The sequence below is a fragment of the Streptomyces sp. NPDC058157 genome (assembly GCF_042884105.1).
GTDB lineage: Bacteria > Actinomycetota > Actinomycetes > Streptomycetales > Streptomycetaceae > Streptomyces.
In genome coordinates, this window is sequence record NZ_JBHVUQ010000172.1 from 1 (window position 1) to 15,939 (window position 15,939).

Annotated in this window: 16 protein-coding genes; 2 read left to right on the forward strand and 14 right to left on the reverse strand. The window is 75.0% G+C overall.

All coding sequences use genetic code 11. From position 1 onward, the window contains the following. On the reverse strand, positions 1-700 hold a 700-nt coding region (locus ACFVXK_RS30265; protein ID WP_389617702.1), incomplete at its 3' end, for an FAD-dependent oxidoreductase. 167 nt (positions 701-867) lie between these two features. Here ACFVXK_RS30265 and ACFVXK_RS30270 point away from each other — a divergent pair. Continuing rightward, entirely contained in the window at positions 868-1,959 is a 1,092-nt protein-coding gene (locus ACFVXK_RS30270; protein ID WP_389617705.1) for a MerR family transcriptional regulator, read from the forward strand. A gap of 37 nt (positions 1,960-1,996) precedes the next feature. Here the strand turns inward: ACFVXK_RS30270 and ACFVXK_RS30275 are convergent, their stop codons facing one another. The 8 genes from ACFVXK_RS30275 to ACFVXK_RS30310 form a co-directional block, all read right to left on the reverse strand. After that, a complete protein-coding gene (locus tag ACFVXK_RS30275; protein WP_389617708.1) occupies positions 1,997-2,812 on the reverse strand; it encodes a DUF1295 domain-containing protein in 816 nt (271 codons plus the stop codon). Continuing rightward, complete coding sequence (locus ACFVXK_RS30280; protein ID WP_389617711.1) at positions 2,809-4,125, reverse strand: class I SAM-dependent methyltransferase; 1,317 nt, start codon at positions 4,123-4,125, stop codon at positions 2,809-2,811. The genes ACFVXK_RS30275 and ACFVXK_RS30280 overlap by 4 nt, the downstream gene beginning before the upstream one ends. Further along, the gene (locus ACFVXK_RS30285; RefSeq protein WP_389617714.1) at positions 4,122-4,889 is read right to left on the reverse strand and encodes a DUF1365 domain-containing protein; all 768 of its coding nucleotides are present in this window, start codon (positions 4,887-4,889) and stop codon (positions 4,122-4,124) included. Before ACFVXK_RS30285 ends, ACFVXK_RS30280 begins: the two co-directional genes overlap by 4 nt. Continuing rightward, complete coding sequence (locus ACFVXK_RS30290) at positions 4,886-6,142, reverse strand: NAD(P)/FAD-dependent oxidoreductase (protein WP_389617717.1); 1,257 nt, start codon at positions 6,140-6,142, stop codon at positions 4,886-4,888. Before ACFVXK_RS30290 ends, ACFVXK_RS30285 begins: the two co-directional genes overlap by 4 nt. An 87-nt stretch (positions 6,143-6,229) precedes the next feature. Further along, on the reverse strand, positions 6,230-6,826 hold the full coding sequence (locus ACFVXK_RS30295; protein WP_389617720.1) for an RNA polymerase sigma factor: 597 nt from the start codon (positions 6,824-6,826) through the stop codon (positions 6,230-6,232). A 167-nt stretch (positions 6,827-6,993) separates the two neighbouring features. Then, entirely contained in the window at positions 6,994-8,385 is a 1,392-nt protein-coding gene (locus ACFVXK_RS30300; protein WP_389617723.1) for a cryptochrome/photolyase family protein, read from the reverse strand. Between the two features lie 252 nt (positions 8,386-8,637). Continuing rightward, the gene (locus ACFVXK_RS30305) at positions 8,638-9,396 is read right to left on the reverse strand and encodes a hypothetical protein (protein ID WP_389617726.1); all 759 of its coding nucleotides are present in this window, start codon (positions 9,394-9,396) and stop codon (positions 8,638-8,640) included. A gap of 246 nt (positions 9,397-9,642) precedes the next feature. Then, on the reverse strand, positions 9,643-9,765 hold the full coding sequence (locus ACFVXK_RS30310; RefSeq protein WP_389617729.1) for a hypothetical protein: 123 nt from the start codon (positions 9,763-9,765) through the stop codon (positions 9,643-9,645). A gap of 160 nt (positions 9,766-9,925) precedes the next feature. On the opposite strand from ACFVXK_RS30310, the gene ACFVXK_RS30315 reads away from it, so the two are divergent. Next, the gene (locus tag ACFVXK_RS30315) at positions 9,926-10,375 is read left to right on the forward strand and encodes an SRPBCC family protein (RefSeq protein WP_389617733.1); all 450 of its coding nucleotides are present in this window, start codon (positions 9,926-9,928) and stop codon (positions 10,373-10,375) included. A 76-nt stretch (positions 10,376-10,451) separates the two neighbouring features. Here the strand turns inward: ACFVXK_RS30315 and ACFVXK_RS30320 are convergent, their stop codons facing one another. The 5 genes from ACFVXK_RS30320 to ACFVXK_RS30340 all read right to left on the reverse strand — a co-directional run. Further along, the gene (locus ACFVXK_RS30320; RefSeq protein ID WP_389617736.1) at positions 10,452-10,820 is read right to left on the reverse strand and encodes an SCO4225 family membrane protein; all 369 of its coding nucleotides are present in this window, start codon (positions 10,818-10,820) and stop codon (positions 10,452-10,454) included. 110 nt (positions 10,821-10,930) lie between these two features. After that, a complete protein-coding gene (locus ACFVXK_RS30325) occupies positions 10,931-11,899 on the reverse strand; it encodes an ABC transporter substrate-binding protein (RefSeq protein ID WP_389617739.1) in 969 nt (322 codons plus the stop codon). A gap of 1 nt (position 11,900) precedes the next feature. Continuing rightward, complete coding sequence (locus tag ACFVXK_RS30330) at positions 11,901-13,958, reverse strand: ABC transporter permease subunit (RefSeq protein WP_389617742.1); 2,058 nt, start codon at positions 13,956-13,958, stop codon at positions 11,901-11,903. 70 nt (positions 13,959-14,028) lie between these two features. Then, a complete protein-coding gene (locus tag ACFVXK_RS30335) occupies positions 14,029-15,126 on the reverse strand; it encodes a glycine betaine/L-proline ABC transporter ATP-binding protein (protein ID WP_389617744.1) in 1,098 nt (365 codons plus the stop codon). Continuing rightward, positions 15,123-15,939: GMC family oxidoreductase (locus ACFVXK_RS30340; protein WP_389617747.1), on the reverse strand; the 817-nt coding region annotated here is incomplete at its 5' end. The genes ACFVXK_RS30335 and ACFVXK_RS30340, both read right to left, overlap by 4 nt.

Genomic DNA, 15,939 nt, shown 5'->3' on the forward strand with positions numbered 1-15,939 from the left:
GCGTCAGCCCGGTCACCGGCGACGAGGTGTGCAGCACCCCCGGCAGCAGTCCGTCGGCCAGCTGGGCCGGCACGGCGCCGATGCCGTCGCGCGGCAGGCAGAGCGTGCCGCGCAGCATGCTGCGCCAGACCAGATGGAAGAAGCGGGCCGAGGTCTCCAGGGAGTCCTCCAGGAAGACCCCTGACAGGAAGGGCCGGAAGAACGTCTCGACGAACTCCTCGGAGAACCCCGCGGCGGCCAGGGCCGTGCGGGTGGTGAGCTCGGGCCCGGCCCGCAGGCGCGAGGCGGGCGCGAGCGCGGCGCGTGCCGACAGGACCCCGAAGGCCAGCAGGTCGCGCGGCTTGACCCGGGCGCCCCTGAGCAGGGCGACCCCGTCGCGCGGTCGCCGCGTGGGATCGGTCAGGCGCAGCCGCCCGCCGTCGGTGTGGACCAGCACACCCGGGGTGAACGGCCGCAGGAACAGGGCCGGCAGATCGAGGCGGCGCCGGACCTGGGGGTAGGAGGTGTTGAACACCTGGAAGCCGCGGTCGGTGGTGAAGCCCGCGACGCGGTCGGTGCGGATGCGGCCGCCCACGGTGTCCTCGGCCTCCACCAGGCGCACCCGCAGGCCGGCCCGGGCGAGGTCGGACGCGCACGCCAGGCCCGCGGCCCCCGCGCCGACGACCGCCACGTCGTGCCCGTCGTCCTGTGTCCCGGCCATGAACGCCCTCTCTCCGTGACGGTGGATCATTGTCGCCTCCCGGGTCGCCTCCCCGGCGGACGGACGGCTGCCTGCGTGTACGTGTCTTCCCGCGTCGGCCGCGCCGCGGATGCGCCGCCCCGGGCCTTTCCTGGCTCGCATCGATTCCGCGTCGTAATCTGGGCGGTATGAGCGAAGAGGCCCCCGGCGTCACCACGGGCGCGGTGGCACGGCGCCTGGGGGTGTCGCCCACGACGGTGCGCTCCTGGGAGCAGCGCTACGGCATCGGGCCGGCCGTTCGGGAGGGCGGCCGGCACCGGCGGTGGATGCCCGCGGACGTCGCCATGCTCGAGGAGATGTGCCGGCTCACCTCGGCCGGTATCCCCCCGGCCGAGGCCGCCCGTGCGGCGGCGGCTGCACGCCGTCGGCCTGACCCGCAGGACCGGGGCGGGCCGCACCCGCCCGGACCGGCGGAGGCGCCCGGGTCGGCGGAAGCGCCCGGGCCGGCGGAAGCGGTCGTGCCGCCGGGCGCGGCGGGTGCACCGGGCGCGGCGGGTGCACCGGTTGCACCGGGCCGCCGGGGCGGTCCCGGGGGCGGGCTGCCGCTGGGGGAGGTGCGGGAGGAGTGCCGGGGGCTGGCACGCGCAGCGGTACGGCTCGACGGCCCGGCCATGGAGGCCCTGCTCCGGCGGACCGTGCGGGCCCACGGCCTGGTGGCCGCCTGGGAGGAGGTGATGGTGCCGACCCTGCACGCGGTGGGGCGCAAGTGGGAGTCCGCGCAGGACCGGTACGTCGAGGTCGAGCACCTGCTGTCGTGGCACGTGTCGACCGCGCTGCGGCGGGCGGCAGCCACCGCCCCCGGGCCGGCGGCCGACGCGGCGCCGGTGGTGCTGGCCTGCCTGCCGGGCGAGCAGCACACGCTGCCGTTGGAGGCGCTGGCCGCGGGTCTGGCCGAACGGGGCCTGCCGGCCCGGATGTTCGGTGCGGCGGTGCCCCCGGAGGCGCTGCGGGCGGCGGTGGGCCGGTCGGGTCCGGCGGCCGTGGTGCTGTGGTCGCAGTCCCGCACGACGGCGGACGGTGCGCTGGCCCGGCAGGTGGCGTCGACGGCGTTCGGCCTCAGGGGGGCGAGGACCGCCCCCGTCGTCTTCCTCGCGGGCCCGGGGTGGCCCGTACGGGCGGTGACCGCGGGGATGAGGCGTCCGCGCGGGCTGCGGGAGGCGCTCGACGCGATCTCCGCGCTCTACGCGGAGCCGGTCGTCCCGGGTACCTCACCGCCGTGACGGCGCGCGTCCGGGGGCGGGCACGCCTTTCCACTCCTCAACTCCGCGGCTCCCCGGAGCGTGGTGGCCACGGGAAGAAGCCGCTGGTGCGGGCCAGGTACGCGGCGTAGCCGGGGCGGCCGGCCATGTGCGCCTCCAGCAGGCGTTTGCCGCTGCCCTTGATCAGCAGCGCGCTCATCAGGAGCGGGGAGACGACGGTGGCGGCCGCGCTCTGCCAGGTGGCGCAGGCCGTCAGGTACAGGCCCCACCACAGGAGGAAGTCGCCGAAGTAGTTCGGGTGCCGGGTCCAGGCCCACAGGCCGCGGTCCATGATGCGGCCCTCGTTCGCGGGATCCGCCTTGAACCGGGCGAGCTGGTGGTCCCCGAGCGCCTCGAAGAACAGACCGGCGGCCCACAGGACCAGCCCCACGGCGGCCACGGCGTCCAGGGACCGGGGGAGCAGCACCGCCACCTGGACGGGCAGGGAGACCAGCCAGACCAGGGACCCCTGGAGGAGGTAGACGGTGCGCAGGGCGTACAGGGCGGTGCCGCCCCGGGCCCGGGCCAGCATCCGCGCGTACCGGGGGTCCTCTCCGTGGCCCCGGCCGCGCCGGGCGATGTGCACCGCGAGGCGCAGCCCCCACACGACGGTGGCGAGGGCCACCACGGTCCGGCGCACGGGGTCGCCGTGGCCGGCCGAGAGGAACCAGGCGACGACGGCCACGGCCGCGAACGCCAGGCCCCAGGCGCTGTCGACGATCCTGTGCACCCCTTTGACCAGGGCCACCGCGAAGGTCAGGAGCATGACGGTGAGCGCCGTTGCGGCCGCCGCGGCGAGGACCGTGACGAGGGCCGCCGTGTCGACGGGGCTCATCCGGCGCCTCCGCCCGCCGTCGTCCGGCCGGTGAGGACGAGCTGGCGCACATCGAGGTGGCGGGAGCGGAACCCGGCCTCGGAATAGGCGAGGTAGAGCTCCCACATCCGGCGGAAGACGTGGTCGAAGCCGAGGGCGCCCACCTCGGCGGACCGGCCGAGGAACCGCTCGCGCCACAGCCGGAGCGTCTCCGCGTAGTGCTCGCCGTAGCCGGTGTCGTGGACGAGGGACAGCCCGGCGGCCGCGCTGTGCCGGGCGATGGCCTCCCGGGAGGGGACGAGGCCTCCGGGGAAGACGTACTTGCTGATCCAGGTGTGGGTGCGGGCCGTGTGCAGCATCCGCTCGTGGGGCATGGTGATGGCCTGCAGCGCGGCCCGCCCGCCGGGGGCCAGCAGGCGGTGCAGGGCGCCGAAGTAGGCGGGCCAGTAGGCCGCTCCGACGGCCTCGATCATCTCGACGCTCACGACGGCGTCGTACGTGCCGCCGACGCGCCGGTAGTCGCACAGCTCGACGGCGACCCGGCCGGAGAGACCGGCCTCCGCGACGCGCCGGAGGGCGAGGTCGCGCTGTTCCCGGGAGAGGGTGACGGTGCGGACGAGGGCGCCGCGCCGGGCGGCCCGGACGGCGAGTTCGCCCCAGCCCGTACCGATCTCCAGGAGGCTGGTGCCCGGTCCGGTCCCGGCGAGGTCGAGCAACCGGTCGATCTTGCGGTGCTGGGCCGCGGGCAGGTCCTCGGCACCGGCCGGGACGGAGGCGAAGACGGCCGAGGAGTAGGTGAGCGTGGGGTCGAGGAAGGTGGCGAACAGCTCGTTGGACAGGTCGTAGTGCCGGTGGACGTTGCGGCGGGCCCCGTCCACGGTGTTGCGGTCCGAGGCCGGCCTGCGGTGCACCCAGGCGCCGCGCAGCCGGCGCAGGGCCTGCGGTACGAGGTCGTCGACGTGGCCGGCCAGGACGGTCAGGACCCCGACCAGGTCGTCGCCGTCCCACTCGCCGGCCATGTAGGACTCGCCGAAGCCGATCAGGCCGTCCGCGCCGATCCGCCGGAAGAACGCCTCGGGATCGTGCAGGACCAGGGTGGGCAGGCCGTCCGCCGTTCCCCGGGGCTGCCGGGGGAGCGCCGGCGCTGCGGCTCCGGGGGTCCGTACCCGCAACGGCAGCCGCCGCAGGGCCCGTTCCACGATCCGGCGGGCCACCGCGGTACGCAGGGCCGAGGCGCGCGGCAGCCGGGCGACATCGGGCCAGAGCGCTGCGTCGACCAGGTGCCGGCCGGCGCGGGGACCGCCGTGGGGGCCGGGAGGGAGGGTGAGGGTCACAGCGCGTCCTCCTGGACGGGCCGGGCCGCGCGGGTGGGCCGCGGCCGGACGGGCAGGCCTTTGAGCCGGAGCCGGATCCCGTGCCGGCGGATGCCGAACGACACCCCGGCGGTCGGCCACGGGTTGCGCAGCAGCGCCGCGAGCAGCGCACGGGTCGTCGCCGGGCGGTGCGTGCCGCGGACGGTGGCGGTCAACGGCCGCGAACCGTCCGCGTGACGGAGCTGGACGGTCAGGTCGAGGCGGTCGCCCGGCAGCGGCAGCCGCATCCGGTAGCTCCCCTCGACGCCGAAGAACGGGGAGACGTAGAACTCCTTGGCCACCTCGGCGCCGCCCCCGGCGTCGGGGCGCAGCAGGTAGCAGTGGCGCTCGCCGTACGTGTTGTGGACCTCCGCGACCACGCAGACGAGCACGCCCGACCCGTCGTGGCACCAGTACAGGGTCAGGGGGTTGAAGACGTGCCCCAGCACGCGCGCGTGCGCCAGCATCAGCACCCGCCCGTCGGCGCCGTGGACGCCCCGGGAGGCGAGGTAGGCGTCGAGACCGGCGCGCAGGCCGGGGGCCGCGCCCGAGAAGTGGTCGCGGGCGTCGAAGCGGGCGAGCGGGCGCAGGACGCGGGGCAGGACCGGGAGCTCGTCCACGTCGACCAGCCACAGGTACGTCCGGTGGCGCAGCCGGTACCGGACGGGGGCGGACCGGGTGTGCCGCACCTCCGTCGCGTACAGGGCGGGCACGCGCGGCGCCGGGCGGGCGGGGGCCGGCGTCACCAGCGCACCCCGAGGGAGCGGGCGGCCTCGGCGCCCGAACGGCAGCCGTCCTCGTGGAACCCCCACCCGTGGTAGGCGCCCGCGTAGGCGGTGACGCCGTCGTCGAGGGTGGGCAGCAGCCGCTGCGCCGCCACCGATTCGGCCGTGTGGAGGGGGTGTTCGTAGACCATCCGCGCCAGGACCCTGCTCTCGTCGATCCGGTCGCCGGGATTGAGCGTGACGATGTGCGGCTCGTCGCCGGGCAGCCGCTGGAGCCGGTTCATGTCGTAACTGACCTGCACGGATCCCGGCCGCGCCGAACAGGAGGGGAGCCGGTAGTTCCAGGAGGCCCGGGCGTGGCGGCCGCGGGGCAGCACGGTGGTGTCGCGGTGCAGCACGGTCGGGTTGCGGGAGTAGGTGAAGGCGCCGAGGACGCGCCGCTCCCGCTCGGTGGGGTCGGCGAGGAGCCCCAGCGCCCGGTGGGGGTGGACGGCGATGACCACGGCGGCGTGCTCGGCGCTCTCCCCGTCCTCGGTGACCAGCCGCACGCGGCCGGCTCCGCGCACGACCGCGCGGACCGGGGTGGAGGTCAGGACGCGGGCCGGGGACTTCGCGGCCCGCTCGACGTAGGCCCGGGACCCGCCGGTGACGGTCCTCCACCGCGGGGATCCGGTGACCGACAGCAGACCGTGGTGGTCGAGGAAGCGGAAGAGGTAGGCGGCCGGGTACCGCAGCGCGGCGTCCGGTGCGCAGGACCACACGGCGGAGACCAGGGGGATCGCGAAGTGGCCGACGAAGTACGGCGAGAAGCGCTCCTGGCGCAGGAACGCGCCCAGGGTGCGGGTCGCGTCCGCGTCGGCGAGCAGCCGGCGCGCGGCGCGGTGGAAGCGGGGGACCTCGGCGAGCATCAGCAGGTGGCGGCCGCGCAGCAGGTTCCCGCCGCCCAGCAGTCCCCGGGGCCCGCGGGCGCCGGCGTACTCCAGGCCGCAGCCGTCGCACCGGACCGACATGCTCATCTCCGCGTCCTGGGTGCTCACGCCCAGCTCCCGGAACAGCCGCAGGAGGTGCGGGTAGGTGCGCTCGTTGTGGACGATGAAGCCGGTGTCGACGCCGAGCGTCCCGCCCCCGCCGGCCGGCACCTCATGGGTGTGCGCGTGGCCCCCGAGGCGGGCGTCCGCCTCGTAGAGGACCACGTCGTGGACGCGGGAGAGGATGTGGGCGGCCGTCAGGCCGGAGACGCCCGCCCCGATCACTGCGATGCTGCTGCGGTCCATACGGTCCACCCCTGGTGTACGGGGGCCGGGACGCCGGGTCCCGGGCCCCTGCTTCATCGGATGATGCGGCGCCCCTGCGGGGCGGTCTCAGCGCCCGCTCTCCACGGCGCCCGAGGCCGCGCGCAGGCGGAGGCGCCGCATGCCGCGCCTGGCGTGGCTCTTGACGGTGCCCAGCGGCAGGCCGGTGCGGTCGGCGATCTGCACCTGGGTGAGGTCCGCGAAGTACGTGAGCGTGAGGACGTCGCGCTGGACGCGCGGGAGCCGGGCGAGCTCCTCCGTGACCACCACCCGGTCGATCACCCGCTCGACGCCCCCGGCCGTCTCGTCGCGGACCCGCACCCCGGCGGCGGCCACGAGCTCCAGGCGCCGGGTCCGCGCGCCGAGGGCGTCGGCCGTCTTGCGCCGGGTGATGCCCATCAGCCACGCCGGCAGCGTCCCGAGCTCCGGCCGGAAGCCGCGGCGGCCGCGCCACGCCGCGACGAACACGTGCTGTGCGACGTCCTCCGCCTCGCGCGCGTCACCGAGGACCCGCACGGCGTGGGCGTGGACGAGACGGCTCCATCGGCGGTGTGCCAGCGCGAGCCACCGGTCGTCGTCCTGGAGCAGCAGGGCGACGATCTCCGCGTCCTCGCCCGGGTCCTGCGGCCGGACCGCGTGGCCGTCGCCCGCACCTGATGCGGTCATGACGCAGCCTCCTCCGGATCGCGCCCCCACACCGCGTCCGCCGGAGCGAAGACAGCCGCCGTGGGAGGGATGAAATCTCCGGGATCCGGCGGACGCGATGTGTCCAGGGTCACCGTGCGGGATCCGTGGGGCAACTCGCATCGATTCCGCGTCGAATCGGCGTCGAATCAGCCCAGGGGCACGAGACCCCGGGCGTGCCGGAAGCGCGCGAGGCCGTCCGGGAGGGCGATCAGCGCGTCCGGATAGTCGCAGGCCGCCCGGTCGAGGCCGGTCAGGCGCCAGGGCTCGTGGACCGCCGCACCGTCGAGTCCGCCGACTCCGGCGAGCTCGGGGACCCAGCGCCGGACGTACGCTCCGTCGGGGTCGTAACGGCGGCCCTGCAGCACGGGGTTGAGGACCCGGTTGGGCCGGGTGTCCGTCCCGGTGCCGGCCACCCACTGCCAGTTCAGCTGGTTGTTGGCCACGTCCCCGTCCACCAGGAGGCCCAGGAAGTGGCGGGCGCCCTCGCGCCAGTCGACGTAGAGCGTCTTGGTCAGGAACGAGGCCGCGATGAGCCTGCCCCGGTTGTGCATCCACCCCTCGTGGGCGAGCTGGCGCATGGCGGCGTCGACCACCGGGTACCCCGTCCGCCCCTCCCGCCAGGCCGACAGGTCCGCCTCGGCTTCCCGCCCCCGCCGCCAGCGGTCGTCACGGGAGCGGTAGTCCTGCCCGGCGGTCTCCGGGCGGGCCGCGAGGACCTGCTGGTGGAAGTCCCGCCAGCACACCTGGCGGACGAACGCCGCGGCGCCCGCGCCCCCGCCCCGGCCGGCCCGGAACACCACCTCGCCCGCCGACAGCGTCCCGAAGTGCAGATGGGCGGAGAGCCGGGAGGTGGCGTCCCCCGCGAGGTCGTCGTGCCGCTCCTCGTAGGCGTCGGCGTACTGCGCCAGCCAGGACCGCAACCGCTCGCGGCCCTCCCGCTCTCCGCCGCGAGCCAGTCCCGGGGACACCCCGGACAGCCCCGACCGTCCGGGCGGCTCCTCGGACCTCAGCGCCGCGGGCACCCGCAGCCCCCGCGGCGCGGGCAGGGGGGTGCGCAGCGGCTGGGCCTGCCAGCGCCTGAAGTAGGGGGTGAAGACGGCGAAGTGGTCCGATCCCTGCGGGGTGACGTCGCCGGGCGGCACGGCGGTGCACACGCCCTCGTGGACGTGGAGACGACACCCCTGCGCCTCCAGCGCCTGCCGCAGCCGGGCTTCCCGGGCCCGCGCGAAGGCCGTGTACCCGGCCGCCATGTGCACCTCGTCGGCCTCCGCTTGGCGCACCGCCCGCGACACCTCCTCGACCAGGTCGCCCGAGCGCACGACCAGCCTGCCGCCCAGGCCCCGCAGCGCCCGGTCCAGGTCGCTGAGGCAGTCGGCGAGGAAGGCCAGCCGGTTCGGCGCCGCGAAACCGGCCCGGTCCACGGCCCGGTCACGCACGAACAACGGCACGACCTCCCCACCGCCCTCCAGGGCGGCCCGCATCGGAGGGTGGTCGTGCACACGCAGATCGGACGTGAACAGCACTACGGAGACGGTCATGGGCCACTTCCAGGAATCGGCCACCGGACCTCCGCACGGGGGCCGGTGGATCAGGGCAACACCTACAGACCGTTCCGCCCGCCACGCACCGGCGGATGCACCCTCCGCGTCACCCGCCCCGGTTCCCGAAAGCCGGATACCCCGGCAGGGCGGGAACCTCCCAGCCTCCGGCCACCTCGCGCAACAGCGAGCGCATGGTCCGCGCGAGTGCCGGGAACTCCTCCAGCCCGCTCGCCGCCGCCCAGCGATGCCTCATAACCTGGCGCCGCGTCGGGGCCGGTCGCCGGGTACGCCGACGACCTCGGCCCGAAACGCCTGCTCGGTATCCGCGGCCGTCGCGGCCGGCAGGAACACCGACTGGTAGCAGGCCGCCTCGAAGTCGATCAGCCGCAGCCCCTGCGGGGTGAGCAGGTTGTTGTCGGGGCAGGTGTCACCCGGGGTGAAGGCCGGGTACTCCGCCCCGCCCGCCGTCCCGATCCGGGCCAACTCCCGGTCGAGGCCCGCGGGCGGTGAGATTCCGACGCCCTCGAGCAGCGGGAGCAGAGCGGCGGCGTTCTCGGCGATCCACGGCTCGTCCTCCCAGGCCGGCATCCCCTGGTCGTAGCGGGACCACAGCCGTGCGAGATCGGCGCGCCGGTGCACCGACCCGGCGGCCAGCGCCCCGAGCCCCCGGGCCCAGGCCGGCAACCCGTCCTCGGCGACGGCCGGATCGTCGCCGAGCAGCACGTCCGCCAGGGTGGGCGCGTCCCCGAGGTCGGCCAGCACCAGTAACGGGACGTCGGGGTCCACGCCCAGCACCTCGGGACCGGCGATCCCCAGGGAGAGCCCGGCGGCCTCGGCCGTGAAGCAGCGCAGGGAATCGGGCTCGCGGCCGAACGCCTTGACGATCACACTGCCGCCACCGGCCGTCCGGCAGCGCACCACGGTGCTGCGCGCACTCCCACCCGGATCGACCGGGCCGGACAGCTCGGTCCCCAACAGCTCACCGGCGGCTCGCAAGATCGGATCCATCGCGGCATTCTGCCACCGCCCCCGCGGACGGTTCAGGTGTGTGCGGGACGCCTGTGTCTGCCCCGGGAACGGGGCGCGGCGGGGCGCCCGGACTCCGGCGCGGCGTCCGGGAGTCCGATCCGAGGGGCAGGGACGGGAGCCCTCCGGCGCGCCGGACCCAGCATGTAGTCCTCGTACCGGCCGAGACCCAGCACGGCACACATCAGCAAAGGCGGCACGAGCAGGGCCAGGAACAGCACGGGAGGACTACCTGTCCCGGGTGAGCGTCGCCACGAGGACGAGGACCGCGAAGGCCATCACCAGCAGATGGATCCAGACGGGGCCGGACTGGGCGGCCCACGCCCCGGGCACTGTCGTGTTCGGAGTCATGGGACGCGCATGCCCCCGTACCGGGCGGTGACACGGTACGGCCACCGCGGAACGGGTGGTGTCGGCGGTCGGGTGCGGGGCAGGCGAGAGGGCGGGGCAGGGTGCCCCCGGCCGGCGTCCGGCGCGGGCCGTGGTCCGGAGAGGGAAGGGGCTGGGATTCATGTCGCAGGTCAAGGAGTCGATCGAGGTCGACGTGCCGGTGACCACGGCCTACAACCAGTGGACGCAGTTCGAGTCGTTCCCGGAGTTCATGGAGGGGGTGGAGCGGATCGAGCAGCGCGGGGACACGCTCACGCACTGGGTGACCAACGTGGCCGGAGTCCGGCGGGAGTTCGACGCGGAGATCATCGAGCAGATCCCCGACATGAAGGTCGCCTGGGTGACCGTGGGCGGCCAGAGCGAGCAGTCGGGTCTGGTGACGTTCAGGCCGATCGACCGGTCCCTCACGGAGGTGACGCTGGTGATGGACTTCGATCCGGAGGGGCTGGCGGAGAGCGTCGGTGACAAGCTCGGCTTCGTCGACCGGCAGGTCAAGGGCGACCTGAAGCGCTTCAAGTACTTCATCGAGAACCGCGGAACAGAGACCGGCGCCTGGCGCGGCACCGTCTGACCGGCTCCGCGTACGCGTCCGGCTGGGCGGCGGGCGGGGCAGCGGAGGCTCCGGAAGCGACGCGTCCCTGCCCCCGTCACCGCCGGCGCCGGGCGAGGAGGCCGGCCAGGCCGCGTGCCAGTACCCACAGGGCCGCGGCGTTGACCAGGGCGCAGCCCAGGAGCACACCGTGGAAGCCGCCCCCGAACCACGCGTCGGGCGGGGGCGGCACGGCCCCGGTGCCGTCCGGCGGCGCGACCTCCGGTGCCGGCGGCGACGCGGGGCCGGGCAGGAACAGCTGCAGGGCGGGGAGGCTGAGGGGTGCCGTGGCCAGGATCGGCCAGATGCCGGCGAACCCGGCGTCGCCGGTCCGGGCGAGCACCTCCACCCATACCAGCAGCCCTGCCACCACCGTCAAGTAGCCGGCCGGAAGCCACACTTGAAGTCTTGACCGACGTCGTCCCACAAGATCCCCCGTTCGTCCGACAGCCAGTATCGGAGCGGGGGATCCGGCGTGCCTGAGTACGCGTACTCAACCGGTGCCCCGCGGGCCGCCCGTCCCACGCGACCCGGCCGTCAGGTGGGCAGCCAGGTCTGCCACGTGGCGCGGTTCTGCTTCACCCAGCGGGCCGCCGCCTCCTGCGGGGGCAGTTTCTCCTCCGCGATCATCAGTGCGACCTCGTTCTGCATCTCCTTCGTCCAGTGGAACTTCTTCAGGAAGGCGGCCGCGTCGCCGCCGTCCTTCGCGAAGCGGGCATTGAGGAACTTCTGCAGCGGTGTGTGCGGGTACGCGCAGGCCACCTTCTCCGGATCGGCGTCGCAGCCCTTCGCGTGGTCGGGCAGCTTCACCTCCGTCATGGGCACCTTCCCGAACAGCCACTGCGGCTCGTACCAGTAGGTCAGGAAGGGCTTCTGCTCCTTGGCGAACTGCTCGATCTGCGTGATCTGGGCCGCCTCGGAGCCCGCGAAGACCACCTGGAAGTCCAGCCCCAGGTTCTTCACCAGCGCCTTGTCGTTCGTGACGTACGACGGTGAGCCGTCCAGCAACTGCCCCTTGCCGCCGCTCTCCGCCGTGCGGAACCGGTCGGCGTACTTGCCGAGGTTCTTCCAGTCCGTGACGTCGGGGTGCTGCCGCGCGAAGTACGCCGGCACGAACCAGCCGATGTGCCCGGTGACCCCCAGCTCGCCGCCGCGGGCGATGGTGCCCTTGCCGTCGATGTAGCGCGCCTCCTGCTCCGGGTGCCCCCAGTCCTCCAGGATGGCGTCCACCCGCCCCTGGCTGAGCGCGTCCCAGGCGGGCACCTCGTCGATCTGCACGGTGTCCACGCGGTAGCCGAGCTCGTGCTCCAGCAGGTACCGGGCGACGGCGACGTTCGCCGTCGCACCCACCCAGGACTGCACGGACAGCGTCACCGTCCGCGATCCCGCGGCGTCGGCGTACGGGGAGGACTGGCGGGTCATGTCGGCGGCGCCGCAGCCGGTGAGCCCGGCCCCGGCGGTCAGGGCCGCGGCGGCGGCCAGGGCGGTGATACGGGCGCGGGTCATCTCAGGCCCCCTTTCCGGTGCGGGTACGGCGTTGCGTCGGCTGCGTGACCCGGTCGAGCACCAGGCCCAGGCAGACGATCGCGGCACCGGCCACGAGACCGGTCGCCAGGTCGCCCTGGGCGAGCCCGAACACGGCGTCGTAGCCGAGCGCCCCGCCGCCCACCAGGCCGCCGATGACGACCACGGCCAGGACCAGGACCACGCCCTGGTTGACGGCCAGCAGCAGGGCCGGCCGGGCCAGCGGCAGCTGGACCTGGAGCAGCTGCTGGCGCGAGGTCGCCCCGAGGGACCGCGCGGACTCCAGCGCGCCCGGGTCGACCGCCCGCAGCCCCTGCGCGGTGATCCGCACCACGGCGGGCAGCGCGTACACCACGGCCGCGGCCACGGCCGGGGCACGGCCCACGCCGAACAGCGCGACCACCGGGATCAGGTAGACGAACTGGGGCATCGTCTGGAACACGTCGAGGACGGGCCGCAGCGCACGCTCCAGCCGGGCGCCGCGCGCGGCGGCCGCGCCGAGGGCGATGCCGAGCAGCAGGGTCACGGCGACCGCGGCCAGCACCTGGGAGAGGGTGTCGAGGGCGGGAGCCCACACGCCGAGGACGCCGATCGCGGCCGTCGCGAGGACCGCGGTGGCGGCCGTCCGCCAGGTGCCGATGAGCAGGGCGAGGGCGCCGACCGCCAGCAGGACCGACCACCAGGGCAGCCACTGGAGGCCGGAGCGCAGCGGGTTGAGGAAGCCGGTGGTGAAGTGCGCGGCCCAGTCCGCGGTGCCGCCGACGACGGGCACCCCGGAGTACAGGTGGGCGGTCATCCACTCCACGGCCCGGTTGACGGGGCCGGCGGTGTCCACCGTCCACGCCTGCGGCCAGCCGGGCCGGCCGGTGAGGTGACCGGCCACGGCCACCACGACCACCACGGCCACCGCGGCGGCCGGCGCCAGGGCCGCGGCGCGGCCGAGTCCGGCCGGGCGGGCCGGCGCCGAGCCGAGCCGGGCACCCGCGGCGGCGGTGACCCGGTCCAGGACGACGGCGAGCAGCACGATCGGCACGCCCGCCGCGAGCGCCGCACCGACGTCCACGGAGGCCAGCGCCTGGTAGACGCGGTCACCGAGACCGCCCGCGCCGATCACGGACGCGATCACGGCCATGCCGAGCGCCATCATGATCGACTGGTTGACGCCGAGCAGCAGTTCCTTGCGGGCCAGCGGCAGCCGGGCCGTCAGCAGCCGCTGCCGACCGGTGGCGCCGAGCGAGGCGGCGGCCTCCATGACCCCGGCGTCCGCGCCGCGCAGCCCCAGCGCGGTGAGGCGGGCCATCGGCGGCGCCGCGTAGACCACGGTCGCCAGGACGGCGGCCGGCACGCCGATGCCGAAGACCAGCACCACCGGCAGCAGGTAGGCGAAGGCGGGCAGCACCTGCATCGTGTCGAGCACGGGACGCAGCACGCGGTCCATCCGGTCCGACAGGCCGGCGGCCAGCCCGAGGAGCGCGCCGAGCAGGACGGACGCCAGGACCGCCACGGCCATCAGGGCGAGGGTCTGCATGGTGGGCACCCACATGCCCAGCAGCCCGCACACGGCGAACGCGGCGACGGAGACCAGCGCGAGGCGCACCCCCGCGAGCCGCCAGGCCACCAGCCCGGCGGCAGCGGTCACCCCGGCCCAGCCGAGGGAGAGCAGCAGCAGGTAGACGGCGCGTACGCAGACGACCACGGCGTTGCTGACGTGCCCGAGGAAGTACAGGAAGAAGGGGTGGCTGTCGCGATGGTCGATGATCCAGTCGCCGACGCGGTCCAGCGGCCCCGACAGGTCCACGGCGAGCCCGGCGGGCCAGCCTCCGCCGCCGAGCAGGACGGCGCCCAGGACGAGCAGCAGCGCGGCGCCCGCACCGATCAGCCGGCCGCGCCGGTTGCGTATCCGGTCCCGCAGCCCACCGGACCCGGCCCTCGGGGTGTCCCCGGATGCGGGGGCGGTGGAGGCGGCACGGGCCGCGGTCTGCTGCGCCGTGGCCGTACGGGCGGCGGGTGCGGCGGAGCCGGAGGCGGTCGTGGTGCTCATCGGCCGCACCGTCCCCGGCCGGTGGTGCGCGGGCCGCCGCACGGCGGCGGCCAGGTGGTGTGCGCGTACATCAGGCCACCGCCTTCCCGGCCGCGGCGGGTACCCCGGCGACCACGCCCAGCAGCACCGACTGGTCGACCACCCCCAGGCACCGTCCGTTCTCGACGACCCGCGCGTTCTCCCCGGAGCGGGCGACCGCCTCGATGGCCTCGTGGACGGTCGCGGTCGGCGCCAGCGCCGGCCCGGCCCCGGCCTCCTCGGCCCGCGCCGGACGCATCGCCGAACGGACCGTCACCACCTGCTCGCGCGGCACGTCCCGGACGAAGTCGCGGACGTAGTCGTCGGCGGGGGAGCCGACGATCTCCTCGGGCGTTCCCAGCTGGACGACGCGGCCGTCGCGCATCAGCGCGATCCGGTCGCCCAGCCGCAGCGCCTCGCCGAGGTCGTGGGTGATGAAGACCATGGTGCGGCCCTCCTCGCGGTGCAGCCGTACGACCTCCTCCTGCATGTCCCGCCGGATCAGCGGATCGAGCGCGCTGAACGGCTCGTCGAACAGCAGCACTTCGGGGTCCACCGCGAGCGCCCGCGCCAGCCCCACGCGCTGCTGCTGGCCGCCGGACAGCTGCCCGGGCCGGCGCCGCTCCATACCGTCCAGACCGACCTTCGCCACGAACTCGGCCGCGCGCTCGCGCCGTTCGCCGCGGCCCACGCCCTGGATCTCCAGGCCGTAGGCGACGTTGTCGAGGACGGTGCGGTGCGGCAGCAGCCCGAAGTGCTGGAAGACCATCGCGGCCCGGTGCCGGCGCAGTTCGCGCAGCCGGGCCGGGCCCATGGCGAGGACGTCCTCGCCGTCGATGGCGAGAGCGCCCGAGGTCGGCTCGATGAGCCGGGTCAGGCAGCGGACCAGCGTCGACTTGCCGGACCCGGACAGGCCCATCACCACGAACACCTCGCCCTTGCGGACGTCGAAGGAGACGTCGCGGACGGCGGCCGTGCAGCCGGTCCGTTCGCGCAGCGCGGCGGCGTCCAGCGAGGCCAGTTCCGGATCGGCGGGAACGCGTGCGGCCTTCGGTCCGAAGACCTTCCACAGGTTCCGCACGGCGAAGACGGCCCCGTCATCGAGCGGGCCGGAGGCCTGCTCCGCGAGCTGGTTCCCGGAACGGTTCATCGGCTGGTACCTCCCAGCAGTTCGGCGCACTTCTCCCCGACCATCAGCACCCCGATCATCGGGTTGACGGCGGTCATCGTCGGGAAGACGGACGCGTCGGCGATCCGGATGCCGGACAGTCCCCGGATCCGCAGATCAGGTGCCACGACGGCGAGTTCGTCGTCCTCGGCGCCCATCCGGCAGGTTCCGGCCGGGTGGTACACGGTGTGCGCGACGTGCCGGGCGTAGGCGCTGAGCTCCTCGTCGGAGGTGACCTCCGGGCCCGGGCACACCTCGCGCCCCAGCCAGCCGGCCAGCGGTTCGGTCGCCGCGATCCGCCGGGCGATCCTGATGCCGTCGACCAGGGTCCGGCCGTCGTAGTCGTCCTCGTCGGTGAAGTACCGGAAGTCCAGTGCCGGTTTGACCTCGGGGTCGGCGCTCGTCAGGTAGAGCCGGCCGCGGCTGCGCGGCTTGGGGATGTTCGGGGTCATCGACACGCCGTGCGCGGGGCGTTCGTACCCCAGCCGCTCCGGGTTGTCGGTGAACGGCACCTGGTAGAAGTGGAACATCAGGTCCGGCCCCTGGGCCGCCGGGTCCCGGCGGACGAACAGCCCGGCGTCCGAGTCCATGGCCGAGTTCTCCGGTATCGGACCGTTCGTCTCCCACACGATGACCGACTCCGGGTGGTCGAGGAGGTTCTCGCCGACCCCCGGCAGGTCGTGCACGACCGGGATGCCCAGCTTCTCCAGGTCCGCGCGCGGTCCGATGGCCGAGTGCGGCAGCAGCCGGGGCGAGGGCACGGCGGCCGCGCCCCCCCGCGCCGCGCGGCGGGCC

Excerpts from the sequence above, each read along its gene's own strand:
- ACFVXK_RS30315 (WP_389617733.1), top strand. The coding sequence starts at position 9,926 with ATGTCGCAGGTCAAGGAGTCGATCGAGGTCGACGTGCCGGTGACCACG.
- ACFVXK_RS30275 (WP_389617708.1), bottom strand. The coding sequence starts at position 2,812 with ATGAGCCCCGTCGACACGGCGGCCCTCGTCACGGTCCTCGCCGCGGCG.
- ACFVXK_RS30325 (WP_389617739.1), bottom strand. The coding sequence starts at position 11,899 with ATGACCCGCGCCCGTATCACCGCCCTGGCCGCCGCCGCGGCCCTGACC.
- ACFVXK_RS30305 (WP_389617726.1), bottom strand. The coding sequence starts at position 9,396 with ATGGATCCGATCTTGCGAGCCGCCGGTGAGCTGTTGGGGACCGAGCTG.
- ACFVXK_RS30330 (WP_389617742.1), bottom strand. The coding sequence starts at position 13,958 with ATGAGCACCACGACCGCCTCCGGCTCCGCCGCACCCGCCGCCCGTACG.
- ACFVXK_RS30295 (WP_389617720.1), bottom strand. The coding sequence starts at position 6,826 with ATGACCGCATCAGGTGCGGGCGACGGCCACGCGGTCCGGCCGCAGGAC.
- ACFVXK_RS30300 (WP_389617723.1), bottom strand. The coding sequence starts at position 8,385 with ATGACCGTCTCCGTAGTGCTGTTCACGTCCGATCTGCGTGTGCACGAC.
- ACFVXK_RS30270 (WP_389617705.1), top strand. The coding sequence starts at position 868 with ATGAGCGAAGAGGCCCCCGGCGTCACCACGGGCGCGGTGGCACGGCGC.
- ACFVXK_RS30310 (WP_389617729.1), bottom strand. The coding sequence starts at position 9,765 with ATGACTCCGAACACGACAGTGCCCGGGGCGTGGGCCGCCCAGTCCGGC.
- ACFVXK_RS30290 (WP_389617717.1), bottom strand. The coding sequence starts at position 6,142 with ATGGACCGCAGCAGCATCGCAGTGATCGGGGCGGGCGTCTCCGGCCTG.
- ACFVXK_RS30335 (WP_389617744.1), bottom strand. The coding sequence starts at position 15,126 with ATGAACCGTTCCGGGAACCAGCTCGCGGAGCAGGCCTCCGGCCCGCTC.